This window comes from Pseudonocardia sp. UM4_GMWB1 (genome assembly GCF_017312155.1).
GTDB lineage: Bacteria > Actinomycetota > Actinomycetes > Mycobacteriales > Pseudonocardiaceae > Pseudonocardia > Pseudonocardia alni.
This window is the reverse complement of sequence record NZ_QJPN01000001.1, coordinates 5491552-5516767: the sequence shown is the minus strand read 5'-3', so window position 1 is coordinate 5516767 and position 25216 is coordinate 5491552. Positions and strand designations below refer to the sequence as shown.

The 25216-nt window shown below is 74.1% G+C and carries 24 protein-coding genes; 9 read left to right on the top strand and 15 right to left on the bottom strand.

Annotated elements, in window-relative coordinates; translation table 11 throughout:
* Positions 1–82 precede the first annotated feature (82 nt).
* Entirely contained in the window at positions 83–1306 is a 1224-nt protein-coding gene (gene ilvA, locus DMP15_RS25875; protein ID WP_073577682.1) for a threonine ammonia-lyase, read from the top strand.
* An 83-nt stretch (positions 1307–1389) separates the two neighbouring features.
* Here ilvA and greA read toward each other — a convergent pair whose 3' ends face one another.
* Complete coding sequence (gene greA / locus DMP15_RS25870) at positions 1390–1878, bottom strand: transcription elongation factor GreA (RefSeq protein WP_174565910.1); 489 nt, start codon at positions 1876–1878, stop codon at positions 1390–1392.
* Between the two features lie 473 nt (positions 1879–2351).
* Here greA and mca point away from each other — a divergent pair, with 473 nt between their 5' ends.
* A complete protein-coding gene (gene mca / locus DMP15_RS25865; RefSeq protein WP_373324079.1) occupies positions 2352–3302 on the top strand; it encodes a mycothiol conjugate amidase Mca in 951 nt (316 codons plus the stop codon).
* A gap of 92 nt (positions 3303–3394) precedes the next feature.
* Complete coding sequence (locus DMP15_RS25860; protein WP_083658998.1) at positions 3395–3706, top strand: hypothetical protein; 312 nt, start codon at positions 3395–3397, stop codon at positions 3704–3706.
* A gap of 25 nt (positions 3707–3731) precedes the next feature.
* Here DMP15_RS25860 and trhA read toward each other — a convergent pair whose 3' ends face one another.
* Entirely contained in the window at positions 3732–4358 is a 627-nt protein-coding gene (gene trhA / locus DMP15_RS25855) for a PAQR family membrane homeostasis protein TrhA (protein WP_073577802.1), read from the bottom strand.
* Between the two features lie 116 nt (positions 4359–4474).
* Here trhA and DMP15_RS25850 point away from each other — a divergent pair, with 116 nt between their 5' ends.
* Positions 4475–5245, top strand: coding sequence for an isoprenyl transferase (locus tag DMP15_RS25850; RefSeq protein ID WP_073577684.1), 771 nt, complete (start codon positions 4475–4477; stop codon positions 5243–5245).
* A gap of 134 nt (positions 5246–5379) precedes the next feature.
* Here the strand turns inward: DMP15_RS25850 and DMP15_RS25845 are convergent, their stop codons facing one another.
* Positions 5380–5811: a hypothetical protein gene (locus DMP15_RS25845; RefSeq protein ID WP_073577685.1), complete on the bottom strand. Its 432-nt coding sequence runs from the start codon at positions 5809–5811 to the stop codon at positions 5380–5382.
* 1134 nt (positions 5812–6945) lie between these two features.
* Positions 6946–7335: a hypothetical protein gene (locus tag DMP15_RS25840; protein ID WP_073577686.1), complete on the bottom strand. Its 390-nt coding sequence runs from the start codon at positions 7333–7335 to the stop codon at positions 6946–6948.
* Between the two features lie 309 nt (positions 7336–7644).
* On the opposite strand from DMP15_RS25840, the gene DMP15_RS25835 reads away from it, so the two are divergent.
* Both DMP15_RS25835 and DMP15_RS25830 read left to right on the top strand, forming a co-directional pair.
* Positions 7645–8898, top strand: a complete 1254-nt coding sequence (locus tag DMP15_RS25835; RefSeq protein WP_337826574.1) for a DUF885 domain-containing protein — start codon at positions 7645–7647, stop codon at positions 8896–8898.
* A 454-nt stretch (positions 8899–9352) separates the two neighbouring features.
* Positions 9353–10633 carry a PhoH family protein gene (locus DMP15_RS25830; RefSeq protein ID WP_062400360.1) on the top strand — a complete coding sequence of 427 codons (1281 nt, stop codon included), beginning with the start codon at positions 9353–9355 and terminating at the stop codon, positions 10631–10633.
* Positions 10634–10681: 48 nt separating this feature from the next.
* Here the strand turns inward: DMP15_RS25830 and DMP15_RS25825 are convergent, their stop codons facing one another.
* Together DMP15_RS25825 and DMP15_RS25820 are read right to left on the bottom strand one after the other, a co-directional pair.
* Positions 10682–11509, bottom strand: coding sequence for a class II aldolase/adducin family protein (locus DMP15_RS25825; protein WP_161151958.1), 828 nt, complete (start codon positions 11507–11509; stop codon positions 10682–10684).
* Positions 11510–11552: 43 nt separating this feature from the next.
* The gene (locus tag DMP15_RS25820; RefSeq protein ID WP_073577689.1) at positions 11553–12998 is read right to left on the bottom strand and encodes a GuaB1 family IMP dehydrogenase-related protein; all 1446 of its coding nucleotides are present in this window, start codon (positions 12996–12998) and stop codon (positions 11553–11555) included.
* Between the two features lie 90 nt (positions 12999–13088).
* On the opposite strand from DMP15_RS25820, the gene DMP15_RS25815 reads away from it, so the two are divergent.
* On the top strand, positions 13089–13865 hold the full coding sequence (locus tag DMP15_RS25815) for a UTRA domain-containing protein (protein ID WP_073577690.1): 777 nt from the start codon (positions 13089–13091) through the stop codon (positions 13863–13865).
* Here the strand turns inward: DMP15_RS25815 and DMP15_RS25810 are convergent.
* The 4 genes from DMP15_RS25810 to glpX form a co-directional block, all read right to left on the bottom strand.
* Positions 13796–15325, bottom strand: a complete 1530-nt coding sequence (locus DMP15_RS25810) for an ATP-dependent DNA ligase (RefSeq protein WP_337826573.1) — start codon at positions 15323–15325, stop codon at positions 13796–13798. The two genes, DMP15_RS25815 and DMP15_RS25810, sit on opposite strands and share 70 nt — an antisense overlap.
* Before the next feature lie 45 nt (positions 15326–15370).
* On the bottom strand, positions 15371–16660 hold the full coding sequence (locus tag DMP15_RS25805; RefSeq protein ID WP_179761032.1) for an EAL domain-containing protein: 1290 nt from the start codon (positions 16658–16660) through the stop codon (positions 15371–15373).
* Positions 16661–16798: 138 nt separating this feature from the next.
* Positions 16799–18199 (bottom strand): class II fumarate hydratase, encoded by a 1401-nt coding sequence (locus tag DMP15_RS25800; protein WP_161152361.1) that lies wholly within the window; start codon positions 18197–18199, stop codon positions 16799–16801.
* A 54-nt stretch (positions 18200–18253) separates the two neighbouring features.
* Positions 18254–19240 carry a class II fructose-bisphosphatase gene (gene glpX, locus DMP15_RS25795; protein WP_174565913.1) on the bottom strand — a complete coding sequence of 329 codons (987 nt, stop codon included), beginning with the start codon at positions 19238–19240 and terminating at the stop codon, positions 18254–18256.
* 217 nt (positions 19241–19457) lie between these two features.
* Between glpX and DMP15_RS25790 the strand changes: the two genes are divergently transcribed.
* Positions 19458–20294 carry a DUF4245 domain-containing protein gene (locus tag DMP15_RS25790; protein WP_337826572.1) on the top strand — a complete coding sequence of 279 codons (837 nt, stop codon included), beginning with the start codon at positions 19458–19460 and terminating at the stop codon, positions 20292–20294.
* A gap of 93 nt (positions 20295–20387) precedes the next feature.
* Here the strand turns inward: DMP15_RS25790 and DMP15_RS25785 are convergent, their stop codons facing one another.
* The 3 genes from DMP15_RS25785 to DMP15_RS25775 are packed head-to-tail and all read right to left on the bottom strand — an operon-like array spanning position 20388 to position 22461.
* The gene (locus tag DMP15_RS25785; protein WP_073577696.1) at positions 20388–20612 is read right to left on the bottom strand and encodes an exodeoxyribonuclease VII small subunit; all 225 of its coding nucleotides are present in this window, start codon (positions 20610–20612) and stop codon (positions 20388–20390) included.
* On the bottom strand, positions 20612–21850 hold the full coding sequence (gene xseA / locus DMP15_RS25780; RefSeq protein WP_073577697.1) for an exodeoxyribonuclease VII large subunit: 1239 nt from the start codon (positions 21848–21850) through the stop codon (positions 20612–20614). Before xseA ends, DMP15_RS25785 begins: the two co-directional genes overlap by 1 nt.
* Complete coding sequence (locus tag DMP15_RS25775) at positions 21847–22461, bottom strand: lipid droplet-associated protein (RefSeq protein WP_179761030.1); 615 nt, start codon at positions 22459–22461, stop codon at positions 21847–21849. The genes xseA and DMP15_RS25775 overlap by 4 nt, the downstream gene beginning before the upstream one ends.
* Positions 22462–22574: 113 nt before the next feature.
* On the opposite strand from DMP15_RS25775, the gene DMP15_RS25770 reads away from it, so the two are divergent.
* Complete coding sequence (locus DMP15_RS25770) at positions 22575–23552, top strand: 4-hydroxy-3-methylbut-2-enyl diphosphate reductase (RefSeq protein ID WP_073577699.1); 978 nt, start codon at positions 22575–22577, stop codon at positions 23550–23552.
* 69 nt (positions 23553–23621) lie between these two features.
* Here DMP15_RS25770 and DMP15_RS25765 read toward each other — a convergent pair whose 3' ends face one another.
* Both DMP15_RS25765 and DMP15_RS25760 read right to left on the bottom strand, forming a co-directional pair.
* Complete coding sequence (locus tag DMP15_RS25765; protein WP_337826571.1) at positions 23622–24170, bottom strand: L,D-transpeptidase; 549 nt, start codon at positions 24168–24170, stop codon at positions 23622–23624.
* Positions 24171–24364: 194 nt separating this feature from the next.
* Complete coding sequence (locus DMP15_RS25760; RefSeq protein ID WP_179761029.1) at positions 24365–25168, bottom strand: DUF6542 domain-containing protein; 804 nt, start codon at positions 25166–25168, stop codon at positions 24365–24367.
* Between the last annotated feature and the right edge of the window lie 48 nt (positions 25169–25216).

Sequence of the window (25216 nt, the reverse complement as noted above, 5' to 3'; positions counted from 1 at the left end):
CCTCCCGACACCGGGCGCGCAGGAGACGTCACGCCCGGTGAGACATCGGCGAGGTTACCCGGGGCGGTGCGAGACTGCCGGGATGGCCGCCCCCGTCATCCCCCCGGTCACCGCCGACGACGTGCTCTGCGCCCGCGAACTGCTCTCCGGCGTCGTGCGCACCACGCCCGTCGCCGGTGCCCGCGCCCTGTCCGACCTGACCGGCTCCCGGGTCGGTCTGAAGTGCGAGAACCTGCAGCGCACGGGCTCGTTCAAGATCCGCGGTGCCTACACCCGCATCGCCCGCCTCTCCGACGACGAACGTGCAGGTGGCGTCGTCGCGGCGTCGGCGGGCAACCACGCCCAGGGCGTCGCGCTCGCCGCACGGCTGCTGGGCGTGCGCGCCACCGTGTACATGCCCGAGCGGGCGGCCCTGCCCAAGGTCGACGCGACCCGCGGCTACGGCGCCGAGGTCGTGCTCACCGGCCGCACCGTCGACGAGGCCGTCACGGCCGCCACCGCGGCCGCCGAACGGTCGGGTGCGGTGTTCGTGCACCCCTTCGACCACCCCGACATCATCGCCGGGCAGGGCACCGTCGGCTGCGAGATCCTCGATCAGGTCCCCGACGCCGGCACCGTGCTGATCTCCGCGGGCGGTGGTGGCCTGCTCGGCGGGACCGCCGCGGTCCTGCGCGCCGCCCGCCCGGACGTCCGGATCGTCGGGGTGCAGGCCGCGGGTGCCGCGGCCTGGCCGTCGTCGTTGGCGGCCGGCGAGCCGATGCCGGTCGGCGGGATGCGCACGATGGCGGACGGGATCGCCGTCGGCCGCCCGGGCGATGTCACGTTCGCCCAGGTCAGCAGCCTGATCGACGAGATGGTCACGGTGTCGGAGGACGCATTGTCCGCGGCACTGCTGCACTGCCTGGAACGGGCGAAGATGCTCGTCGAGCCGGCCGGTGCCGCGTCCGTCGCCGCGCTGATGGAGCAGCCCGACCGCTGGCCGGGGCCGGTCGTGTGCGTGTTGTCCGGCGGCAACGTCGACCCCCTCGTGCTGCTGCAGGTCATCCGGCACGGGCTGGTCGCCTCGTCCCGCTACCTCACGCTGCACCTGCGGATGCCCGACCGCCCCGGCGCGCTCGCCGAGCTCCTGGCCCGGGTCGGTCGGCTCGGGGCCAACGTCACCGACGTCGCGCACTCGCGGATCAGGGGCGCGCTCGCGGTGGGGGAGGTCGACGTCGAGCTCAGCGTCGAGACGCGGGGGCCCGAGCACCGCGACGCCATCGTCGCCGACCTGCGCGAGGCCGGGCACGCCGTCGCCACGCCCTGACCCGTTCCGACACGCTCCGACCGGCCCCGACACGCGAACGGGCCCGGCCCACCGGCCGGGCCCGTTCCGCGGGTGGTCGTGGGTCAGCCGGTGAAGGCCTCCACCGACACCAGCGTCACCTTCATGGTTCCGCCGTCGGGCAGCTGGTACTCGCGGGTGTCACCCGGCTTCGCGCCGAGCAGCGCCGCGCCGAGCGGGGAGTTCGGGGAGATGACCTGCAGGTCGCCGTGGCTGCCCTCCTCGCGGGAGCCGAGCAGGACCTTCTCGGCCTCGTCGTCGTCCTCGTAGCGGATCTCGAGGACGGTGCCGGGGGAGGCCTCGTCAGAGCTGGACGGCGCGGTGCCGACCTGGGCGGTGCGCAGCAGCTCCTGCAGCTGACGGATCCGGGCCTCCTGCTGACCCTGCTCCTCGCGTGCCGCGTGGTAGCCGCCGTTCTCCTTCAGGTCGCCCTCCTCGCGGCGGGCGTTGATCTCCGCGGCGATGACGGGCCGGTTCTCGATCAACCCGTCCAGCTCGGCCTTCAGCCGGTCGTAGGCGTCCTGGGTCAGCCAGGTGGCCTGGGTGTCCGTCACCGTCATCAACTCCTCCAGGAAAACAGGACGTGTCACCGCCGGGACGCCTGGCGCCCGGCGGGCACACGGGGGTGGCGGCTCCGAGCGGCACGCCCCGAGTAAGGAAAAACACGACCCGCCTGCGGGTCGTGTAGGGCTCACCTTACCACGGAGCGTGCCGCTCATCGCAGCCTTTCGGTGAACGGGCGCGCGTACCGGATAGTTCCCTGTCGAGGAATATTCGCAGGTAACGGGGTTGTCGGCAGCCGCGCCGCCGCCCCGGTCGCGTCGGCGTCAACCGTCCGTCGCAGACGGGTGCCGCGGCGGGAACAGATGGTGCGGGTGACGGCGTTGCCGATGCCGGAGCCCGTGCTCGGCGCGGTTCCTGTCGGTCCCCTCTGCCAGGATCGTCCCTGAGCACGACCTCGCCGCCCGCCGCCGGCAGCCGACCGGTGCGGGACCCGAGTCCGGTGACCGTGGAGGAACCCGCCCCGATGGCTACGCAGTACACCCCGTCCGCCCCGCGCCCGGTCCAGCCGCCGGCGCCCGGCGAGCGTCCCCGGTTGATGACGGTGCACGCCCACCCCGACGACGAGTCGTCGAAGGGCGCGGCGACCACCGCCCGGTACGTCGACGAGGGTCACGAGGTCATGGTCGTGACCTGCACCGGTGGTGAGCGGGGCAGCATCCTGAACCCCGCGATGGACCGGCCGGACGTCCTGGAGAACATGACCGCGGTCCGCAACGCCGAGATGGCCCGCGCCGCCGAGATCCTCGGCGTGCAGCACGTCTGGCTGGGCTTCGTCGACTCCGGCCTGCCCGAGGGCGACCCGAAGCCCCCGCTGCCCGAGGGCTGCTTCGCCCTGGGGGACGTCGAGGAGCAGACCGCGGCCCTGGTGAAGGTCATCCGCGAGTTCCGCCCGCACGTGATCGTCACCTACGACGAGAACGGTGGTTACCCGCACCCGGACCACATCCGCACCCACGTCATCTCGATGGCGGCCTGGGAGGCCGCGGGCGACCCGGCACGCTTCCCGGAGGCCGGGGCTCCGTGGCAGCCGATGAAGCTCTACTACGGCCACGGCTTCTCCAAGGCCCGGCTGGAGGCCTTCCACAACGCGATCGTCGAGTCCGGCCAGGAGTCGCCGTACGCGGAGTGGCTGGAGAACTGGAAGAGCGACCGGCCCGACCCCGGCACCCGGGTGACCACCAAGGTCCCGTGCTCGGACTGGTTCGGCCGGCGCGACGACGCGCTGCGTGCACACGCCACTCAGATCGACCCGGACAGCAGATTCTTCTTCACCCCGCTCGAGGTGCAGGCCCGGGTGTGGCCCACCGAGGACTACGAGCTGGTCCAGTCCCTGGTCGACACCGAGGTCCCGGAGGACGACCTGTTCGCCGGCATCCCCGTCGAGGTCGGCGGGGAGCGCCGTCGCGCCGGATGAGGGCACGCGGGCTCCGCGGGTAGCCTGGTCACCGGCCCCTCCCGCAGCTGCGGGGTGGTGCCGGTGATCCGGGAACCGGAGTACGGAGGCGCGTGGCGGTGCAGGTCGAGAACGTGACGGCTGTGGTGAACCAGGTCGTGACGGGCCTGCTCGTCCCGATGCAGGACCGGCCCCCGCCCCCCGGGCAGCTGCCCGAGTTCGGCAACGCGGCCCCCGCCGGGCTGGCGATCGTGCTGCTCCTGCTGCTCGCGACGGTCTTCCTCATCCGCAACATGAGCAAGCGGATCACCCGGCTCCCGGAGTCCTTCGACGGTGAGGACACCGCGGAGGGCGGATCCGACCCGGCCGGCACCGCATCCGGGACCGCGACCGACCGCGGTGAGCCGGGACCGGCCCGCTCCTGAGTCGCCGACCCGTGGAAGCGCCGGTTCAGCGCAGCAGGACCAGCCAGATCGCGACGTGGTGGCAGGCCCAGGCCAACACCGTCGCGGCGTGGAAGAACTCGTGGTAGCCGAATGTCGCGGGCCACGGGTCGGGCCGTCGTAGCGCGTACATGACCGCGCCGATGGTGTAGAGGGCCCCGCCGGCGAGCAGCAGCACGAGCGCGGCCACGCCACCGCCGGCCAGCAGTCCGGGCAGCACGAACACCGCGACCCAGCCGAGCGCGACATAGATCGGCACCCCGACCCAGGCCGGCGCGGTCGGCCAGGCGAGCTTGAGCGCGACCCCGGCGAGCGCCCCGCCCCAGACGACGGCGAGCACCCAGGTGGCCGTCGCCGCGGGGAGCGCCAGCACCGAGACCGGCGTGTAGGTGCCCGCGATGAACAGGAAGATCATCGAGTGGTCGAGGCGCTTCATCAGTCGTCGCCGGGCCGGGTCGACCCAGGTGCGCCGGTGGTACAGCGCACTGATCCCGAACAGGCCGAACGTGGTCAGCGTGTAGACGGCCGCGGCCGCGGCCGCAGAGGCCCCGACGAGCGCCCCCGCGACACTGACGAGCGCGGCGCACGCGAAGACGGAACCGACGAGGCTCCACAGGTGCAGCCAGCCCCGCATACGGGGCTTGAGCGGGGCGGACGGGGCGATGCTCACGCACCCCGACGTTACGGGTCGCGACGGCAGGGGTCCCGTCCGGCGGACGAACACCACACCCGGGACTAGGCTCCCTGTACGTGGCCCTCCGAGACCTGCTCTACACGGTGTACGAGCGCAGGATCCTGCGTCAGATCGCGGGGGCCGAGCAGCCCAGGCACGTGGCGCTCATCCTCGACGGCAACCGCCGCTGGGCGCGGGAGGCGGGTCTGGCCGACCCCGCGGAGGGGCACCGTGCCGGCGCAGCGAAGATCGCCGAGATGCTCGGCTGGTGCTCCGAGGCCGGCGTCGAGGTCGTCACGGTGTTCCTGCTGTCCACCGACAACCTGGACACCCGCTCCCCGGAGGAGCTCAAGGACCTCCTGGAGATCATCGCCGGGGTCGTCGACGACCTCTCCGGCCCGGACACCCCATGGCGGCTGCGGGTCGTCGGCGCGATGGAGTTGCTGCCGAGCAGCCTGGCCGACCGGCTGACCGCGGCGGTCGCCCGTACCGGCGACCGCGGGGGCATCCAGCTGAACGTCGCCGTCGGCTACGGCGGCCGCCAGGAGATCGCCGACGCCGTCCGCAAGATGCTGCTGACCCAGGCGGAGGCGGGACGGACGATCGAGGAGCTCGCGGAATCGCTCGACGTCGACCACATCGCGGAGCACCTCTACACCTCCGGACAGCCCGACCCGGACCTCGTCATCCGGACCAGCGGCGAGCAACGGCTGTCGGGGTTCCTGCTGTGGCAGTCGGCCCATTCGGAGTTCTGGTTCTGCGAGGCCTACTGGCCCGAGTTCCGCCGCGTCGATTTCCTACGGGCGTTGCGCGACTTCGGCGCACGGCACCGACGTTTCGGCGGATGAATTCAGATCGACCGTAACTTCCGGCCGGCTCACTCGTTATAGGAGCCCCAGAAACAAGGATCGCGATCCCCGGAAACGGGAAAGGCCCCGGGAGCGGACTCCCGGGGCCTTCCGCGCGTCGGTGACGCGAGGTCTTACTTGCCACCGCCGTGGTGCTTGCCACCGTCGATGTCGACCTTGTCGCCGTTGTCGGCGGCGTTGGTGCAGTCGACGCTGTTGTCCGACTCGACGCCCGACTTGTTGTACGCCTCGCTGAACAGACCGCCCAGGGCACCCTGGACCAGGCTGTTGCCGTTGAGGGCGGTCCCGCAGGCCTGCGGCGAGACGTTGATGTTGTTGTTGGACAGGTTCACCAGGCCGGCGCTGTTCTTCTGCGCGACACCCTCGGAGTCCTCGACGGTCGAGGCCTTGGCCTTGTTGCCGCTGAAGTAGCTCTCGTGGGACTTGGTGTTACCGCTGTCCTTGATGTGGGTGTCGCCACCGTGCTCACCCGCGAACGCGAGCGGGCTCAGCGCGACGAGCGACGCGGCGCCGGCCGCGGCAACGATTCCAGCCTTCTTCAGCACAGTCCGTCTCCTGTTAGTCGGAGAGCGCGCCCGACCAAGGTGCGCAACTCTCAGTACCTGTCGACGCTCGAACCGGGGAGCCCGCATCGACTGCGTGTCAATCTAACGGACGCTTTCGCGCTCGACAATCTGACCCTACGTAATTCTTCGGCGGAGTCGGCGAACCATTCGTGTACCTGGGGATTCGTCGCCGCAATCGCAGCGCGGTCGGCGTGGCGTGCGGGCGTGTCGGCGCTGCGGCGGACGGGGCAGCGGGGTGGGAGCCGTCCGGGGGAGACGTCCGACTGGTGTCGGCGGCACCGGGATCCTGCTGTGCGGCCCGCCGCTCGGGTGGCCACCCCCGACGGCCGGGGCCCCGACGAGGCCCGCGCCGGCCGGGACGGTCGAACCGGGCGGGCCTCGGGAGCGGAACTCGGGGATGGGCCGTGCCGGTGCGGGGCGGAGGTCGGCGGGCCGGCCGGGGGTGCCGTAGGTGCCGGACCGGTGCGGGCGACCCGGTTCGGCCCCGGTCCGGGCGGTGGGGGCTCACATGATCACCGGTTGTGGAGTCGAGCGTCCGCGACGCGGATGTTCCGCTCCACAACCGGTGATCACGGCGGCGTCCGGCATCTCGCGCGAGGTCGTGAGCGCCGGACGTGGCGTGCACGGCCGGGGTGTCGGCGGTCGGCACGGGGGCGGTCGGCCACGAGGGCCGCTGGGTGACCGGAGGCAGCCGGGTGCGAGGCCGCTGGGAAGTCGGGCGACGGGCACGTTGTGACCGAGGGCCGCGAGGCAGCTGGACGGCAGGCGCGTGCGGGGGCGCTGGGAAGTCGAGCGGCCTCACGCCGGCCGGGCGTGACAGCGGTCGGGCGGCAGGAGACGCGCCGGGCGCGGGTGTCGCCGAGCCGCAGCACGGCCGCGGGTGCGAGGACGGCCGGGCACGAGGGGAGGTGAGCTACGTGTACGGAGCGTGGTCATGCGCTCAAGGGATCGGAGTGCCGTCCGGCGGTGTCGACACGACGGGGTGAACACGTCCCCGATGGTCCGGAAAACGGTGACCCGACGGATTCCCGATCACCCGGGAGTGGGCCCGGATCGGAACGCAAGAATGCCCCGGAGCGGAAGCTCCGGGGCATTCTCAGATCTGCGAGGAGATCAGCCGATCGAGTCGCCGGCGCCGGCCTCCTGGCCGCAGTTGTCGGACTGGTCGGTGACCGAGTCGCCGGACTTGGCCTTGGCGTCGCCCAGGATGCCCAGGGCGCCGGTGAGGCCGTTGAGGGCAGAGGCGTCCTCGACCGGGACCTGCACGCCCAGCACGTTGACCGGAACGTTGTTGTTGCAGGCCTGGACCGGCACGTTGACGTTGTTGCCGTTCAGGCCGGCGATGAGGCCCTTGGCGTCCTTGTCGATGACGTTCTCGGCACCGTGGTGGTGGCCGCCCTTGTGGCCGTGGTCGCCGTCCTTGTCGCCGGCGAAGGCGAGCGGGGACAGGGCGAGCAGGGACGCGGCGGAGGCCGCAACCACGATTCCAGCCTTCTTCAGCACAGTTTTCTCCTGTTGAGTCTCGAGTCCGCCCGAAGCCGGTCTCACGCGTGCCGGCACGCTGACGAGGGGGAGCCCGTACCGACTGCAAGAAAGCTACCGCTGTTATTCCGGCGAAACAAATCTCGTGACCCTATCGGGGTACACTTTCACTGACGGTTCCGATACTCCCCAGATAGGTTGTTCCGGTCCCGTGCGACCGAGCTGTCACCGACACGGATCGTGCACTCTGCGTGGTCGGATACGTCCGAACGGACGCGTCACCGGCGGCCCTTACCGTCGTTCCGCACCGGGCCCGCCTACGCTCCGGGGATGGACCTGCTGCACGCGACGGCGGAGCTCGCGTCGCGGGTGGACCGGCTGCGGCCGGGTGTGCTGGACGGGCCGCCGCCGTACCCGTCGATCGCCCGGCGGGTGGCCGCGGAGCCGGTCCAGGACCCGGTGGCGCTGGTCGGCACAGCAGGGAGGCTGCGTGCGGAGGTCGCAGCGGCGGGACTCCCGGACAGTCGTCGCCGGCACCTGGACGCGCTCCTGGTCGCGCTGCGCTGCCGGGCCCGGCTGCTCGCCGGTGAGGACGTCGGCTACGTCGAGCAGGTCCGCGACCTGTTCGGGGTGCTCCCGCGCCGCAGCGAGCCGGACGAGCTGTACCAGGCGCACCGCAGGCTGGCGGCGGTGCTGCCCGGGCGCGGTCCGCTGGCCGCCCGGATGCGGGACCACCGGGCCGCCGACGTCGTCCCGGTGGAACGGCTGGCCGGTGCGGTCACCGCCGTCGTCGCCGAGCTGCGCCGCCGCACCCACGACATGCTGGGACTCCCGGACGGCGAGCGCGCCGACGTCGACCTCGTCGGCGCCCGGCCCTGGACGGCGTTCACCCGCTACCGCGGCGGCCTGCGCAGTCGGATCTCGGTCGCGACGACGGGCAGGGTGCGGGCCGGGTCGCTGCTGCCGCTGCTCGCCCACGAGGTCTATCCCGGCCACCACCTGCAGTACTGCCGGGCCGAGGTCGCGTCGGAGCGGTACCCGGAGCTGGCCCTGCGGCTGGTCCACAGCCCGCAGGGGCTGGTCGCGGAAGGGGCGGCGGAGGCCGCCGTCGCCGTCGTGCCCGGCCCCGGCTGGGGCGCGGTCGCCGAACGCGTCCTCGCGGGCGCGGGCGTGCACCTCGACGGCCCGGCGGCCGAGCGGATCGAACGGGAGCTGGACCTGCTGGGCCGGGTCCGGCTCGACGCCGCCCTCATGCGTCACGTCGACGGCGCAGGCCCCGACGCGGTGCTCGCCCACCTCGCACGCTGGCTGCTGGTCGACGACGACCGGGCGCGGCGCATGCTCGACTTCCTCGACCATCCCCAGTGGCGCACCTACCCGGTCACCTACGCCGAGGGCGGCCCGCTCGTGCGCGCCCGGCTCGCCACCGCCCCGGAGGGCCCGGCCGCCGCGCTGGCGACGCTGCTCGACACCCCGGTCCTGCCGTCGGATCTGGTCACCGACGGTGGCGCCGCGCACGGTCCGGAACGCGGGGGACCGGCTCCCGCTCCGGTCGGAGTACTCCGTCCGCCGCGCCTCGGCTGAGCCGAACGGCTCGCCACCGAACGAGGTGCTGTTACCCGATCCGACGCCGGACGGTACCGATCACACGATGAACGGCACGTTACGACTATTCCATCAGGGGTCAACGTAGGGATCCGACGGAGAGTTGCTATTGACCGCACGAGGGTGACCACTAGTAGCGTCCATGACGACGGGCTGTACCCGATGCGGCCCGTTCGGGAGGCCCTGGAGTGGTGTCACACGCACCCGAGAGGGCCGGCACCCGGCCCTTGCGGGCGTGCCGGCCGGAGGACCGCCATGGTCCCTCCGCGTCGTCGCGGCCCGCACCGGGGCCGGCCGGCCCGACGCAGAGCAGGCGCGGTGCCGCGCCTGCGAGGGAGCACCCGTGACCGATCGTCGTCCCGCCCTCACCGACCCGACCTCCGCACCGCAGGGGTCCGTCGGGGACGCACCGGCAGGTACCACCCGCTGCTATGTGCTCGACACGTCCGTGCTGCTGTCCGACCCCTGGTCGCTGCAGCGCTTCGACGAGCACCAGGTCGTCCTGCCGCTCGTCGTCATCAGTGAGCTGGAGGCCAAGCGTCACCACCCCGAACTGGGCTGGTTCGCCCGGACCGCGCTGCGCCAGCTCGACGAGCTGCGCGTCAAGCACGGCCGTCTCGACGCACCCGTGCCGATCGGCGAGTCCGGTGGCACGTTGCACGTCGAGCTGAACCACTCCGATCCCACGGTCCTGCCGGCCGGGTTCCGCACCGATTCGAACGACTCGCGGATCCTGGCCTGTGCGCTGAACCTCAAGGCGGACCCGGCCGCGCCGGCGGACGTCACGCTGGTCACCAAGGACATGCCGTTGCGGGTCAAGGCCGCCGCGGTCGGTCTGGACGCCGACGAGTACCACGGCCAGGACGTGCTGTTCTCGGGCTGGACCGGCATGACCGACCTGGAGGTGACCCCCGAGGACGTCGACGCGTTGTTCCGCGACGGCGTCATCGACCACGACGAGGCCCGCGACCTGCCCTGCAACACGGGGTTGCGGCTGGTGGGAGCGTCGAACGCGCTCGGACGGGTCACCGCGGACAAGCGGGTCAAGCTGGTGCGCGGGGACCGGGAGGCGTTCGGGCTGCACGGCCGTTCCGCCGAGCAGCGGATCGCGCTGGACCTCCTGCTGGACAACGAGGTCGGGATCGTCTCCCTCGGCGGCCGCGCCGGGACGGGCAAGTCGGCGCTCGCGCTGTGCGCCGGCCTGGAGGCGGTGCTGGAACGGCGCCAGCACCGCAAGATCGTCGTCTTCCGGCCGCTCTACGCCGTCGGCGGGCAGGACCTCGGCTACCTGCCCGGCAGCGAGGTCGAGAAGATGCAGCCCTGGGCGCAGGCCGTCTTCGACACCCTGGGCGCGATGGTCAGCCAGGACGTCATCGACGAGGTCATCGCCCGCGGGCTGCTGGAGGTCCTGCCGCTGACCCACATCCGCGGCCGGTCGCTGCACGACACCTTCGTGATCGTCGACGAGGCGCAGTCGCTGGAGCGCAACGTGCTGCTCACCGTGCTGTCCCGGCTCGGGACGGCGTCGCGCGTCGTGCTCACCCACGACGTCGCGCAGCGCGACAACCTGCGCGTCGGGCGGCACGACGGTGTCAACGCCGTCATCGAGAAGCTCAAGGGCCACCCGCTGTTCGCGCACGTCACGCTGACCCGCAGCGAGCGCTCGCCGATCGCCGCGCTGGTCACGGAGATGCTGGAGGGACCGAACTCCTGAGGTGCCGGGCCCGGCCCCCGTCCGCAGCCGCGGACGGGGGCCGTGTGCTCAGTCGAACAGGTCCGGGTCGGTACGGACGACCTCGTCCCACAGCGGCTGGTAGGAGAACCAGCCGGCGTAGGGGGTACCGGTCTGCTCGGCGGTGAACCGCGCGTTGGCGTGGTCGACGAGCGTCGGCGTCCCCGCGGCCTCGGCGAGGAGCTGTGCCTGGCAGTTGCGCTCGGTCGAGATGAACCACCAGGCGGCCTCGGCGACGGTCTCGCCGACGGAGAAGATCCCGTGGTTCTGGTGGAACACCATCTTCCGGCCGGTCAGGCCGCGGGCCAGCGCCCGGCCCGCCTCCGGGTCGAGCACGACCGCGCCTGCCCCCTCGTGGACGACGCCGTGGTTCTCGTAGAGGGCGCAGGCGTCCTGGGTGATGGGGTCCAGCGGGCGGCCCAGCGACGACCACGCCTTGCCGTGCACCGAGTGGGCGTGGGCGGCCGCGACGACGTGCGGGTGCTCGGCGTGCACGGCCGAGTGGATGACGAATCCGGCCTGGTTCACCGGGCGGTTCCCGTGCCGGACCGTGCCGTGGTGGTCGACCATGATCAGGTCCGAGACCCGGATGTGCCGGAAGCTCATGCCGAACGGGTTGACCCAGAACATCTCCGGGTCCTCCGGGTCGCGCACGGTGATGTGGCCGGCGATGCCCTCGCCGAAGCCGAACCGGCCGAAGATCCGGAACGCGCCGGCGAGCTGCTGCTTGCGGTGCAGCCGCTCCTCGGCCGAGGTGGCGAACGTCGGTGGCGTGGGCAGACCGCCGGTACCGCCGCCGCCGAGAGCGGCGGTACCGGAGCTGCTGCTGGTGGTGGTGTCCTGCGTGGGGGCGGCCATGACCCGACCGTGCGCCGGATCACACACCGGGTCAAGCGGTGGGTCAGAGGCCGTGCGGGGTGCCCTCGGTGAACCCGGCGGTGGTCTGCACGCCGACGACGGAGCGCTCGTGCAGCTCGTCGACCGAGCGCGCGCCCGCGTAGGTGCACGCGGAGCGGACGCCCGAGCAGATCTCGTCGAGCACGTCCTCCACGCCCGGCCGGTCCGGGTCCAGCCGCTGGCGCGAGGACGAGATGCCCTCCTCGAACAGCGACTTGCGGGCACGGTCGAACGCGTTGTCCCCGCGGGTGCGGGCGCTGACCGCGCGCTTGGACGCCATCCCGAACGACTCTTTGTACGCCCGGCCGTGCTCGTCGCGCAGCAGGTCGCCGGGGGACTCGTAGGTGCCCGCCAGCCAGGAGCCGATCATCACCGAGGCCGCGCCCGCGGCGAGGGCGAGGGCCACGTCGCGCGGGTGGCGCACCCCGCCGTCGGCCCAGACGACGGCGCCGCGCTCGCGGGCTGCGGCGGCGCACTCGGCGACCGCGGAGAACTGCGGGCGCCCGACGCCGGTCATCATCCGGGTCGTGCACATGGCGCCGGGGCCGACGCCGACCTTGACGATGTCGGCGCCCGCGTCGACCAGGTCGGCGACGCCCTCGGCGGTGACCACGTTGCCGGCGGCGACCGGGACCGCGGCCCCGGCCTGGTCGACGACACGGCGGACCGCGCCGAGCGCGTCGAGCATCTTCTCCTGGTGGCCGTGCGCGGTGTCGACGACGAGCACGTCCACACCGGCGTCGAGCAGGGCCTTCGCCTTCACCGCGACGTCGCCGTTGATACCGATCGCGGCCGCGGTGCGCAGCCGGCCCGCGCCGTCGAGGGCGGGGGAGTAGATCCCGGCCCGGATCGCGCCGAGCGGGGTGAGCAGGCCCGCGAGGCGGCCGTCGCCGTCGAGGCCGAGCGCCACCGCCTTCCGACCGGCGTCGAGCCGCTCGAACACCTCCCGCGGCTCGGTGCCCAGCGGCAGCGCCAGGGGGTCCGGGTCGAGGACGTCGGCGAGCCGGGTGAAGCGGTCCACCCCCACGCAGTGCGCCTCGGACACGGTCCCGACCGGGCGGCCGCCGTCGTCGACGACCACGACGGCGTCGTGGGCCCGCTTGGGCAGCAGGTTCAGCGCGTCGGCCACCGCGTCGGAGGTGCGCAGCACCAGCGGGGTGTCCCACACCGGGTGCCGGGACTTGATCCAGGACACGATCCCGGCGACGGCGTCGGTCGCCACGTCCTGCGGCAGCACCGTCAGGGCGCCGCGGCGGGCGAGGGTCTCGGCCATCCGGCGGCCGGCGACGGCGGTCATGTTCGCCGCGACGACCGGCACCGTGGCCCCGGAGCGGTCCGGGGCGGTGAGGTCCACGTCGAACCGGGACGTCACCGTGGAACGGCGCGGGACGAGGAAGACGTCGTCGTAGGTCAGGTCGTGCTCGGGCCGGCGGTCGTCGAGGAAGCGCACGATGTCGGGATGCTACGCCCCGGGGCGTTGTCACGCGTCCGTCATGTGAGGGGAACCGCCGGGCAACCCCGCGTGCCTACCGTCGGGTACATGCCGGTGCCGTCGCCGTCCCACCACGTGCGGGCGTCCGACGCGCGCCGGGTACGGGACCTGCTGCGCATCGCGGTCGCCGGGCGCGCACGGACCGGGGACCTGCTTCCCGGCGAGGACGAGCTGATGGTCGGCCACGGTGTACCGCGCAGCGCCGTCCGTGCCGCGCTGGGGCTGCTCCGCGAGGAGGGGCTGCTGCGGCCCGGGCCGACCGCGCACCGGATCGTCGCCCGCCCGCACTACCCCGGCCGGACCGCCGTCACGGGCACGGGCACCCGGGTCCCGCGCTGGCTCGAACGCACCGGGATCGCCGCGCCCGACGTGCTCGCCGACTGGCTCGGCGTTCCCGTCGGCACACCATGCCTGCGCACCGAGTGCGTCTCGGAGACGGCCGGTGGCGGCGCGGTGCTGGAGACCCACTACCTGGCCACCGAGGCCGCGGCGCTGCTGCTCGCGGTGCCCGGGACCGGCCCGTTCGACCGGCAGCTCGCCGACGCCGGGCTGCGTCCCGCGCGGGCCGGGACACGATCCGGCCCGGTGCCCGCCGACCCCGACTCGGCGGCCCTGCTCGGCGTCGCCGCCGGTGCCCCGCTGCTGGGGGCCGAACGCACCCTGACCGGCGACGACGGCCGGGTCCTCGCCGTCAGTGTGCTGCGCGCCGACCCGGCGGGCTCGGTCCCGGTGGCCCGCGACGGCGCCGCGGCCGCTCAGCCCGACAGCAGCGCCCGCACCGCGTCGAGCGAGTCGGCCTCGGCCGGGGTCTTGTCCGGGCGGTAGCGCAGCACCCGGGCGAAGCGCAGCGCGACCCCGCCCGGGTAGCGGGTGCTGCGTTGCGCGCCGTCGAGCGCGATCTCGACGACGAGCTCGGGCCGCAGGTGCACCACGCCCGGCTCGCGCGCCGTCTCGTACTCCGGGAAGGTCGCGGTCTGCCAGGCCAGCAGCTCGTCGGTCATCCCCTTGAACGTCTTGCCGACCATCACCGGCTCCCCGCCGTCCGGGTCGCGGGCGCCGAGGTGGATGTTCGACAGCGACCCGGTCCGCCGCCCGTAGCCCCACTCGGCGCCCAGCACCACCAGGTCCAGGGTGTGCACCGGCTTCACCTTCTGCCAGGCCCTGCCGCGCCGCCCGGCCGCATACGGCGCGGCCAGGTCCTTCACCACGACGCCCTCGTGCCCCGCCGACAGCGCCTCCTCCAGCACCTCGGCGGCCTGCTCCGGCGACGGCCGCCGGGCCCCCGGCATCCGCAGCGCGGCGTGAGTGTCCGCGGCGAGCAGCCCGGCGAGCGCGTCGAGCCGGGTCTCGGTGGGCTCGTCGACGAGGTCGCGGCCGTCGAGGTGGAGCAGGTCGAAGAAGAACGGCGACAGCATCACCTCGCCGCCGGACTCCTCGGTCCCGAACCGGCTCATCGTGTCCTGGAACGGGCGGGGGCGACCGTCGTCGTCGAGGGCGAGGGTCTCGCCGTCGAGCACCGCGGTGTCGCAGGGCAGTCCGCGCACCAGCTCGACCAGCTCGGGCACGCCGTCGGTGATCTCGCGCAGGGTGCGTGTCCACACCCGCACCTCGTCGCCGCGGCGGTGCACCTGGATGCGGGCGCCGTCGAGCTTGTGTTCGACGGTGACGTCGGTGCCGAGCGCGACCAGCGCGGCGTCGAGCGAGTCGCCGGGGGCGGCGAGCATCGGCCGGACCGGCCTGCCCACCTGCAGCCCGACCGCGGCGAGCGCGTCCTGTCCGCCGGTCAGCGCGGTGGCCGCGGTCTCAGGCAGCCGGCCGGACAGCATGAACGCGCGGCGCACCGCGGGCGCGGCCACCCCGGAGGCGGCGGCGACGGCGTCCACCATCAGCCCCTCCAGTGCGCCCTGGCGCAGCTCGCCGGTGAGCAGACGGTGCAGGAAGCGCTGCTCCTCGGTGGTCGCGGCGCCGTACAGCTCGGTGAGCAGCTCGCGGCGCCGGGCCGCCGAGCCGGTCCCCGCGGTACCGGCCAGCTCGTCGAGCAGTGCGTCGACCTGCTCCACCGTCAGCGAAGGCTCCGCCCCGGCCGGCACGTCGACGCCCGACAACGTCCGCCAGCCGGTCCCGATCCGGCCCTGCCGGGGCACCCCGGACAGCCAGGCGACGACCGGCACGACCTCGGCCGGCGCGGCGGTGCGCAGCAGCCCGGCGAGCGCGGCGGTCTTCTCCTTGCGCGCGCGGGTCGCCCCGACCGCGGCCGAGGTGGTGACGACGTCGGTGAACAGCACCGGGTCAGTGAAGCAGCGACCCCCGACAGTTCGCGCGTCGTCGGATCAGGCGGTGCGCGCCGCCTGCGGTACCGGGACGGGGCGCGGGCCGGACGCGGCGGGCGGCAGGATCGCGCGGCGCCACAGCTCGGCGACCGGGACGACCCCGCGGCAGGTGCCGTCCGGTGCGACGACGACCAGGTCGTCGTAGCCGCGGGCCGGGTCGCCGGACAGACCGATCTCCATCGCGCGGTGCAGCGGGGTCCGCTCGTCGACGGTCCGCGGCGGGTCCGCCAGCTCGGCCGCCGGCTTCTCGGCCCACAGCGCGTGCCCGAACCTGCCGGCCAGCTGGAGCAGGACGCGGCTGCGGTCGAGGTAGCCGACCGGCCGGTGCGCACGGTCGACCAGGACGATCCCGCCCGAGTCGGGACGGGCGCGCAACGCCTCGCGGGCGGTGTCGCCGACGGCGTCGTCGGGCAGGGTCACGGCCGGCACGGCGAGCCCGCGCACCGGGGGACCGGCCGGAACGGGCACCGGGGTGGCGGCCGGCTCCGGCGTCCCGCCGCGCTCCGGCGCCGGGTGGCCGGGCCCGGGACGCCCCGGGACGGGACGGACGGCGGCGGCCCGGCCGGCGGCGGGCTGTGGCATCGCGCTCAGCAGGCCGAGCAGCTCCGCGCGGGTCGCCGGGTCGGCCTCGGGGGCGGCGCGCGTCCCACCCAGCAACGGGCCCTGGGCGAACGCGATCCCGATCGCGAACAGCCCCGTCAGCCGGGCCGCGTCGCGGACCCCGGTCGCGGCGACCGGCGCCCCGACCGCGCGCGACACCTCGACCACGGCACGGACGGCGGCACCGGTCCCCGTGTCGAGCATTCCGTCGCAGAGGTCCGGCTCGAGCTTCACCACGTCCGGCCGAACGGCGGCCACGAGCTCCGGACCGAACGCGCGCCCGGCCCCGTCGAGACCGATGCGGAACCCCCAGCGCCGCAGCTCGGCCAGTGCCAGGACGAGGTGCTCCGCCGGTGCGGCCGCGGCGATCGGCGGGCCGACCTCCAGCAGGGGAGCGACCGGGTCGGAGGTGCCGCCGAGCATGGCGCGCAGCCGGCCGCGGGCGTGGAGGACGGTGTCCGCGGCGACGTCGACCTGCACCGGGACGGCGGCACCCCAGGACCGGGCGGACGCGACCGCGGAGACCGCGGTGCCCGCGTCGAGCTCGGCGATCCGGCGGGCGTCCCAGCCGCGGTCGCGGGCCGCGACGGCCACCGCGTCGTGGTGCAGGCGCGGCACGACCTCGACCCCGGTGCAGCGACCGGAGCGCAGATCGTGCACAGGGATGTACGCGAAGCGCTGGTCGGGCATCGTGGAGGTCCGTTCGGGTGACGGTGATCGACTGACGCACACACGGTGTCACGTCGATGTGGACCGAACGGGGACGCGGAGGTGAACAGCGGATGGACTGACCCGGTGCGCCCGGCCGGTGACCGGGTGCAGCCGGGATCAGGAGCGCTTCTCGCCGCGGGTCATCGCCAGCACGTCCAGGGCACGGTCCAGCTCGTCCTCGGTGAGGGTGCCGTTCGCGACGTGGCCGCGCTCGATCACGACCTCGCGGATCGTCCTCCGCTCCTTCAGCGCCTGCTTCGCGACGGCCGCCGCCTCCTCGTAGCCGATCCTCGAGTTCAGCGGGGTGACGATCGACGGGGAGGACTCGGCGTACTCGCGGGTGCGCTCGAGGTCGGCCTCCATGCCGTCGACGACCTTGTCGGCGAGCAGCCGAGCGGCGTTCGCGATCAGCCGGGCGGACTCCAGGACGTTGCGCGCCATCACCGGCATCATCACGTTCAGTTCCAGGTTGCCCTGGCTGCCCGAGAAGCCGACCGTCGCGTCGTTGCCCATGACCTGCGCGCACACCATCATCGTGGCCTCGCAGATCACCGGGTTGACCTTGCCCGGCATGATGGAGCTGCCCGGCTGCAGGTCCGGCAGGTGGATCTCGGCCAGCCCGGTACGCGGCCCGGACGACAGCCAGCGCAGATCGTTGGCGATCTTGTAGAGCGACACGGCGACGGTGCGCAGCGCGCCGGAGGCCTCGACCAGGCCGTCGCGGGAGCCCTGGGCCTCGATGTGGTCGGTGGCCTCGGCGAGCTGCTCCAGGCCGGTCGCCTCGCGCAGCTTCGCGACCACGGCGGCGCCGAACCCGTCCGGAGCGTTGAGCCCGGTGCCGACCGCGGTCCCGCCGATCGGCAGGACGGCGAGGCGGGGGAGCGCGTCGCGGACGCGGGCGGCGCCGTAGCCGGCCTGGCTGGCCCAGCCACCGGCCTCCTGGCCGAGGGTGATCGGTACGGCGTCCATGAGGTGGGTGCGGCCGGCCTTCACGACCTCCGACCAGTCCGCCGCGCGGCGGCGCAGCGCGGCCTCGAGGTGCTGCAGCGCCGGGACGACCTCGGTCGCCAGCGCCTCGGTGGCGGCGAGGTGGATGGTCGTCGGGAAGACGTCGTTCGACGACTGCGAGGCGTTGACGTGGTCGTTCGGGTGCACGTCGGTGCCGGCGTGGGCGGCCAGCGAGGCGATCACCTCGTTGGCGTTCATGTTCGACGACGTGCCCGAGCCCGTCTGGAAGACGTCGACCGGGAAGTGGTCGTCGTGCCCGCCCGCCGCCACCTCGTCGGCGGCCGCGGCGATCGCGCGGGCCCGGTCGTCGTCCAGTACGCCCAGCTCGCCGTTCACCCGGGCCGCGGCCGCCTTGACCAGGCCGAGCGCGCGGATCTGGGCGCGCTCCAGGCCGCGGCCGGAGATCGGGAAGTTCTCCACCGCGCGCTGGGTCTGCGCCCGCCACAACGCGTCGGCGGGGACCCGGACCTCGCCCATGGTGTCGTGCTCGATGCGGAAGTCCTCGCTCATGGGCTGAGGTCTACTCCTCCGCGACCCGTCCCGCAGTGTTACGTGAGCCTGACCTCACGGCAGCGGCGGGGCCTCGCCCTCGACGCCGTCGAAGTCGACGGAGGAGAACTCGCGCAGCTTGGTGAGACGGTGGTAGCCGTCGATCAGCCGGACGGTGCCGGACTTGGACCGCATCACGATCGACTGGGTGGTCGCCCCGCCACCCCGGTAGTGGACGCCGCGCAGCAGCGGGCCGTCGGTGATGCCGGTGGCGCAGAAGAAGACGTTCTCGCCGCGCACGAGCTCGGCGGTGGTCAGGACCTTGTCGAGGTCGTGGCCCGCGGCGAGGGCCTTCTCGCGCTCGGTGTCGTCCTTGGGCCACAGCCGGCCCTGGATCTCGCCGCCCATGCACTTCAGCGCGGCCGCGGTGATGATCCCCTCCGGGGTCCCGCCGACGCCGTAGAGCATGTCCACGCCCGAGGTGGGACGCGCGGCGGCGATGGCACCGGCGACGTCGCCGTCGGAGATGAACGCGATCCGGGCCCCGGCCGCGCGGATCTCGGTGACGATCTGCTCGTGGCGCGGGCGGTCGAGCACGCAGACCGTGACGTCGGCGACGTCGATCTCCTTGGCCCGGGCGACGCGGCGGATGTTCTCCGCGACCGGTGCGGTGATGTCGATGGCGTCCGCGGCCTCCGGCCCGACCGCGATCTTCTCCATGTAGAAGACGGCGGACGGGTCGAACATGGCGTCCCGCTCGGCGACGGCGAGCACCGCGAGGGCGTTGGGCATGCCCTTGGCCATCAGCGTGGTGCCGTCGATGGGGTCGACGGCGACGTCGCAGAACGGGCCCTCGCCGTTCCCGACCTCCTCGCCGTTGAACAGCATCGGGGCCTCGTCCTTCTCACCCTCGCCGATGACGACGACGCCGCGCATCGACACCGAGGAGATGAGCTGGCGCATGGCGTCGACGGCGGCACCGTCCCCGCCGTTCTTGTCGCCCTTGCCGACCCAGCGGCCCGCGGCCATCGCGGCGGCCTCGGTGACCCGGACCAGCTCCATCGCCAGGTTGCGGTCGGGCGCCTCACGACGGCGGGGGGTGGCGGGGCTGGCGGGCTGGCTCACGGATACGTCTCCATTCACGGGCGGCGTGCTCGTCGGCGACGTCCCCTCGTCCGGGTTCCCACGGGCGTACGGGGAGGCGCCCGGCGATCCTCGCACGCCCGACGTCGGGGGAGCAGCGATGAGCGACCGACGCCATGCCTGGGACGATGGACACGTGAGCGCACGACCTGACCCGGGAACGCCGTCGCCGGACTCCTCGGAGCCCGCCGGGCCCCCGGCTGTCCCGGACCCGGCCGACACCTCCGGTACCGCCGACCGGGCCACGGCCGGTGGCACCGGCCCGGGGCCGGTTCCGGCTGCGGACCCGGCCGCCGCGCCCGCGGGTGCGGCCGGGTCCGGGAGGCCGCAGCCGCCGCCGGTGACCCGCCGGATCCCCGAGGCGGGTCCGCAGGCGATGCACAAGCCCGCCCGCGGCGACGCGTCGGTGCGCGACCTGATCTGGGCGTGCCTGATCCTCGTCCCGGTCGCCCTGCTGATCTTCTCGGTCAGCGGGTCCTGCTCGTTCTCGCCCGGCACCCCGGCCGAGGACGCCGCGTCGGCCCCCACCGTCGACGCCCCGGCCCGGATCGCCGAGTACGCCCGTGGCTCGACCTTCCCGCTGCGGCTTCCGGACGTCCCGTTCCGGGTCAACTCCACCGACCGCGGCCCGGTGGAGGGCGGCGGCACCGCCGTGCGCATCGGCTTCGTCACCCCCGACGCGGACTTCCTGAGCCTGGTCCAGACCGACGGCTCGGTCGAGGGTGTCCTCGCCACCGAGTCCGGTTCCGCGGGACGCGGCGACGGCCCGCCGACGATGCGCGGCACCGTGCAGGCGGGCGGCCTGACCTGGGAGGTCTACGGCGCCGAGGGCGGCGAGCCCTTCCGGATCGCGACGCTTCCCGGCCGGCCGGAGGTCCGCGTACTCGTGACGGGTTCGGCGTCGGACGAGCAGTTCCGCACCCTCGCCGAGGCCCTCGTGGCGGCGCCTCCAGTCGCGCCGGGAGGATCCTGACCCGTCCCGCTGACGCCGCCGCGGCCACGGTGGACGCGCCGCAGCGGGTCCGGCGGTGACCGGGGCCGCCTGTCTCGGCGGCCGAGGACGGCGTCAGGAGTCCTGGTCGCCTTCCGCCTCGGCCAGCTTCTCCTCGATGCGGGTGCGGGCGCCGGCGAGCTGGGCGTCGCAGCGCTTGGCCAGGGCCTCGCCGCGCTCCCACAGCGCGACGGACTCGTCCAGGCCGAGGCCGCCGACCTCCAGCGCGCGCACGACCTCCACGAGCTCGTCGCGGGCCTTCTCGTAGCCCAGGGTCTCCACTGCCGGACGGTCGCTCATCAGGTCTCCGGGTCGGGGGTGGTGGTCACGGTGGCGGCGACGGCGCCGTCGGCGACCCGGATCCGCAGGCCGGTGCCGGCGGGCGCGTCGGCGACCGACCGCAGCAGCGGGGGCACGTCGTCGTCGGTGCGGTCGGCGAGCTGCACGATCGCGTAGCCGCGGGCAAGGGTCGCGGTCGGGCCGAGCGCGGCGAGCCGGGCACCCAGGTGCTCCAGCTCCGACGACGACCGGTCCAGCCGGCGCAGCACCGCGCGGTGGGCGGCGGTGCGGGCGTCGGCGATCTCGCCCTCCCGGGAGGTGACGATGCGCAGCGGGTCTGCCAGCACGGGCCGTCGTCGCAGGTCGTCGAGGCGGTGCTGCTCGCGGTCGACCCAGCCGTGCAGCGCGCGGCGGGCCCGGTCGCGCAGCCCGGAGATCCGCGCGGTCTCCTCGGCGAGGTCGGGCACCAGACTGCGTCCGGCCTCGGTGGGGGTGGAACAGCGCACGTCGGCGACGTGGTCGACCAGCGGGGTGTCCGGCTCGTGCCCGATGGCCGACACGACCGGGGTCCGGCAGGTGGCGACGGCGCGGCACAGCGTCTCGTCGGAGAAGGGCAGCAGGTCCTCGACGCTGCCGCCACCGCGGGCGAGCACGATGACCTCGACGTCCGGGTCCCGGTCGAGGGCCCGCAGCGCGCCGACGACCTGCTCGACGGCGAGCCCGCCCTGCACCGCGACGTTCTCGATCCGGAACCGCACCGCGGGCCAGCGTGAGGTCGCGTTGCGGACGACGTCGTGCTCGGCCGCCGAGTCGCGCCCGGTGACCAGGCCGATGGTGTGCGGGAGCAGCGGCGGGCGCCGCTTGAGGGCCGGGTCGAACAGCCCCTCGGCGGCGAGCAGCCTGCGCAGCCGCTCGATGCGGGCCAGCAGCTCGCCGAGCCCGACCGCGCGGATCCGGTCGACGCGCAGCGACAGCGTGCCGCGCCCCAGGTAGAACGACGGCTTGCCGTGCACGATCACCCGGCTGCCCTCGGTCACGGCGCCGCCGGCGTCGCGCACCAGCGACGACGGCGCCGTCAGCTGCAGGGAGATGTCCGCGGCCGGGTCACGCAGGGTCAGGAACGCGGTCCCGGAGCGGGCGTTGACCTGGGCGAGCTGGCCCTCGACCCACACCGCGCCGAGCCGGTCGACCCACTCGGCGATCTTGCGGGCGACCGTGCGGACCGGCCACGGGTCCTCTTCGGAGGTCGTGGCGCTCAACGGTTCTCGGACACCGTCGCGATCCGGTTCGTCAGCATCGTGACGTACGGCGGCCGGTTCTCGTGCGCGGTCTCCCAGGCGAGGAGGTCCGCGAGGTCGTCGAGGCTCAGCGTGCGGAGCTTGCCGCGCAGCTGGGGCACGGTCATCGTCGGGTACTCGGGCAGCACGGCGGGCGCGGTCGCACGCGCCTCGGCCCGGTTCGACGCCGACGCCGGACGCGGCGACGCGGGCGACCGGTCGATCGGGATGCCGGTGCGGGCGGGCCGCAGCGACGACACGGTGCCGTTGCGCCCGGCCGGGGGAGCGGCGGGCGGCAGCGGCGGGGCGATCGGCTCCGGGTCGGGCAGCGACAGGTCGGCGCCGTCGGCCAGATCGTCGTCGAAGGTCGCCCAGCTGGGGATGTCGTCGGCGGGACGCAGGGTGCCCAGCGCGCGGTCGCCCTTGATGGCCAGCTCGGTGATCCGCTGCTGGAGCCGCATGGACACCTGCAGCGCCTGGCTGACCGCGGTCACCGGCAGCTCGACGGCGTGCCGCGGCAGCTCTCGGGCCTGCTCGACGGCGGTCACGACGAGGCCGGCGGCGATCCGCACGGGGAACGGCAGCGGAGACATGCACGCCATTGTCCCCTGATCCGTGGCCGCCTGTCGCGCCGGGCGCACCGGGCGCCGGTCGGGCCGGTCACGTACGGCTGCCCGCTCCCGGGCCGGTCCGTACCCTGGGAGCCATGTCCGGTTCTGCCAAGCAGGTCCTGCTCGCCAAGCCCCGCGGCTACTGCGCGGGCGTCGACCGTGCCGTCGAGGCGGTGGAGCAGGCGCTCGACCAGTACGGCGCCCCCGTGTACGTCCGCAAGGAGATCGTGCACAACAAGCACGTGGTGGAGACGCTGCGCGAGCGCGGTGCGATCTTCGTCGACGAGGCGTCGGAGGTTCCGGAGGGCGCGCACGTGGTGTTCTCCGCGCACGGCGTCTCGCCCGCGGTCCGCGACGAGGCCGCGGGCCGGAGCCTGCAGACCATCGACGCGACCTGCCCGCTGGTGACCAAGGTCCACCAGGAGGCGAAGCGGTTCGCCCGCGAGGACTACGACATCCTGCTCGTCGGGCACGCCGGGCACGAGGAGGTCGAGGGGACCTCCGGTGAGGCGCCCGAGCACATCCAGCTCGTCGAGTCCGCCGCCGACGTCGACTCCGTGACCGTCCGCGACCCGGAGCGGGTCGTGTGGCTGTCGCAGACCACGCTGAGCGTCGACGAGACGATGGACACCGTCCGTGCGCTGCGCGAGCGGTTCCCGAAGCTGCAGAACCCGCCGTCGGACGACATCTGCTACGCCACGCAGAACCGCCAGGTCGCGGTGAAGACGATGGCGCCGCGCTGCGACCTGGTGCTGGTCGTCGGGTCGCGGAACTCGTCGAACTCGGTGCGTCTGGTCGAGGTCGCACTGGGCGCCGGGGCCGGTGCCTCGTACCTGATCGACTACGCCCGCGAGATCGACGAGTCCTGGCTCGACGGCGTCACGACGGTCGGGATCACCAGCGGTGCGTCGGTCCCGGAGATCCTGGTGCAGGGTGTCGTCGAGTACCTCGCCGAGCGCGGCTTCGGCTCGGTCGAGGAGGTCGACACCGCCGAGGAGACGCTGACCTTCTCGCTGCCCCGCGAGCTGCGCCCGCCGCGCGGCCGGTCGCTGGGCCTGACCCCGGTGAACTGACCGCGGCACACACGACGGAGGCCCCGGACCGACTCGGTCCGGGGCCTCACGTGTGTACGGGGCGGGGGGTCAGCCCGCGGCGCGGTCCGCCTGGACCTGCTTCGCCGACACGACCTGCACCTGGTCGCCGACCTGCAGGGTGTCGAACCAGAGCTTCGCGTTCTCCGGGGTGAGCCGGACGCAGCCCGCCGACGGGGTGTCGGTGCGGCCCTCGTGGAAGGCGATGCCGCCGTCCTGGAAGAACACCGCCCACGGCATCGGGGCGGGCTCGCCGTTGGTCATCGTGTACTCGCCGCTCTTGTGCAGCTGCTCCTTGCGGTAGACCCGCAAGGAGTGGCCGACCGGGGTCTCCTTGCCCGGGCCGCCGATGGCGACCGGGACGGGCCCGTGGGTGATCTTCCCGTCGGTGAACAGCCAGGAGCGCTGGGTGTCGAGATCGACGCAGGCCCGGGCCGTGACGGTGCACGGGGTGCCCGCGACGAGCGGCTGGTCCCGGAAGGCCTGCGCGGCCGGGGTCCCGGCGACCGCGGTGCCGACGCCGATCAGCGCGACGGTCGCGGCGACCAGCGCGACGACGATCGCGGGTCGCGTCCTGCGGGGGCTGCGGGTGGTCGACAATGGCTCTCCAGTGGTTCCGTCGTGCGTCGGGGAGCGGCGGGGTCACGCCGTGCCCCCCGATGGGAAGACGCTCGGGAGTGCAGTGGGTTGCTCCCATTGTCCGATCCGTCGCCACCCGGGCGGTCTGCGGGGTACGTTCCGGCCGTCCACCTGGGCGGATGCGTCCGGACGACCGTGGCTGCGCCGGACGGCCGTCAGCGGGTGTCGCGGCGTGTCCGGCCGGTCGCGCCGCGTGTCGATCCGCGGGAGGGCTCGGAGCGGGACGGGTCGGTGCGTGAGGACCCGGCGCGCGAGGAGCCGGGCCGCGCGGCCCCGGCCGACCGTGCGACGGATCCGGTGCGTGAGACCCCGGTGCCGGTGGACCCGGTACGGCCGGTGGACCCGGTGCGGGCCGTGTCGCGGCGCGCGGAACCGGTCGGTGCCGACCCGGTGGCCGACCCGGCGCGGGCGGTGCCCGTCGTGCGGGACCGGGACGCGGTCCCCGTGGTCGCGCCGCCCGCGCCGCGCGGAGCCCGGGACCGCCCACCGGGGCCGTCGGGGTCGTACCCGCCCGGGTCGCGGCCCAGGCGCTGCCGCAGCCGGCCGACGGCGTCGTCCGGGCCGAGGCGCTGGCGCAGCACACGCAGACCGGCGACGAGCAGCACGACCAGCGTGGTCACCGCCATCGCCGGGAACGCGTTGATCAGCGGGGCGCCCGCCATGAGCAGGCTCTGCGCCGTGCCGCCGCCGGACGGGGCGCCGATCAGCACCGCGACCAGCGGCACGACGACGGCGAGCAGCAGCGGCGGCTGCACGGCCGGCAGGAACAGCCCGCGCCGGCGGACCCAGGACACCGCGAGCACGCAGCCGAGCAGGTAGCAGACCTCGAACACCCGGCCGACGGTGCCGATCCGTAGCAGGTCCACCAGGACCCCGAGGGCGGTGGTACCGACGGCCAGACCGGTGGCCGCGAGCGGCGGGACACCGAGGACCGGGGGGAGCAGGGACCGCTCACGCACCGGCCAGCCACCGCGCGCGGGGGCTGGGCCCCGGCCGGGCCGGCGGGC

What these genes read in the sequence shown, in the direction of transcription:
- ilvA (WP_073577682.1), top strand. Translation starts at nt 83, where the DNA reads ATGGCCGCCCCCGTCATCCCCCCGGTCACCGCCGACGACGTGCTCTGC.
- mca (WP_373324079.1), top strand. Translation starts at nt 2,352, where the DNA reads ATGGCTACGCAGTACACCCCGTCCGCCCCGCGCCCGGTCCAGCCGCCG.
- trhA (WP_073577802.1), bottom strand. Translation starts at nt 4,358, where the DNA reads ATGCGGGGCTGGCTGCACCTGTGGAGCCTCGTCGGTTCCGTCTTCGCG.
- DMP15_RS25835 (WP_337826574.1), top strand. Translation starts at nt 7,645, where the DNA reads ATGGACCTGCTGCACGCGACGGCGGAGCTCGCGTCGCGGGTGGACCGG.
- DMP15_RS25825 (WP_161151958.1), bottom strand. Translation starts at nt 11,509, where the DNA reads ATGGCCGCCCCCACGCAGGACACCACCACCAGCAGCAGCTCCGGTACC.
- DMP15_RS25815 (WP_073577690.1), top strand. Translation starts at nt 13,089, where the DNA reads ATGCCGGTGCCGTCGCCGTCCCACCACGTGCGGGCGTCCGACGCGCGC.
- DMP15_RS25805 (WP_179761032.1), bottom strand. Translation starts at nt 16,660, where the DNA reads ATGCCCGACCAGCGCTTCGCGTACATCCCTGTGCACGATCTGCGCTCC.
- DMP15_RS25800 (WP_161152361.1), bottom strand. Translation starts at nt 18,199, where the DNA reads ATGAGCGAGGACTTCCGCATCGAGCACGACACCATGGGCGAGGTCCGG.
- glpX (WP_174565913.1), bottom strand. Translation starts at nt 19,240, where the DNA reads ATGGAGCTGGTCCGGGTCACCGAGGCCGCCGCGATGGCCGCGGGCCGC.
- DMP15_RS25785 (WP_073577696.1), bottom strand. Translation starts at nt 20,612, where the DNA reads ATGAGCGACCGTCCGGCAGTGGAGACCCTGGGCTACGAGAAGGCCCGC.
- DMP15_RS25775 (WP_179761030.1), bottom strand. Translation starts at nt 22,461, where the DNA reads ATGTCTCCGCTGCCGTTCCCCGTGCGGATCGCCGCCGGCCTCGTCGTG.
- DMP15_RS25770 (WP_073577699.1), top strand. Translation starts at nt 22,575, where the DNA reads ATGTCCGGTTCTGCCAAGCAGGTCCTGCTCGCCAAGCCCCGCGGCTAC.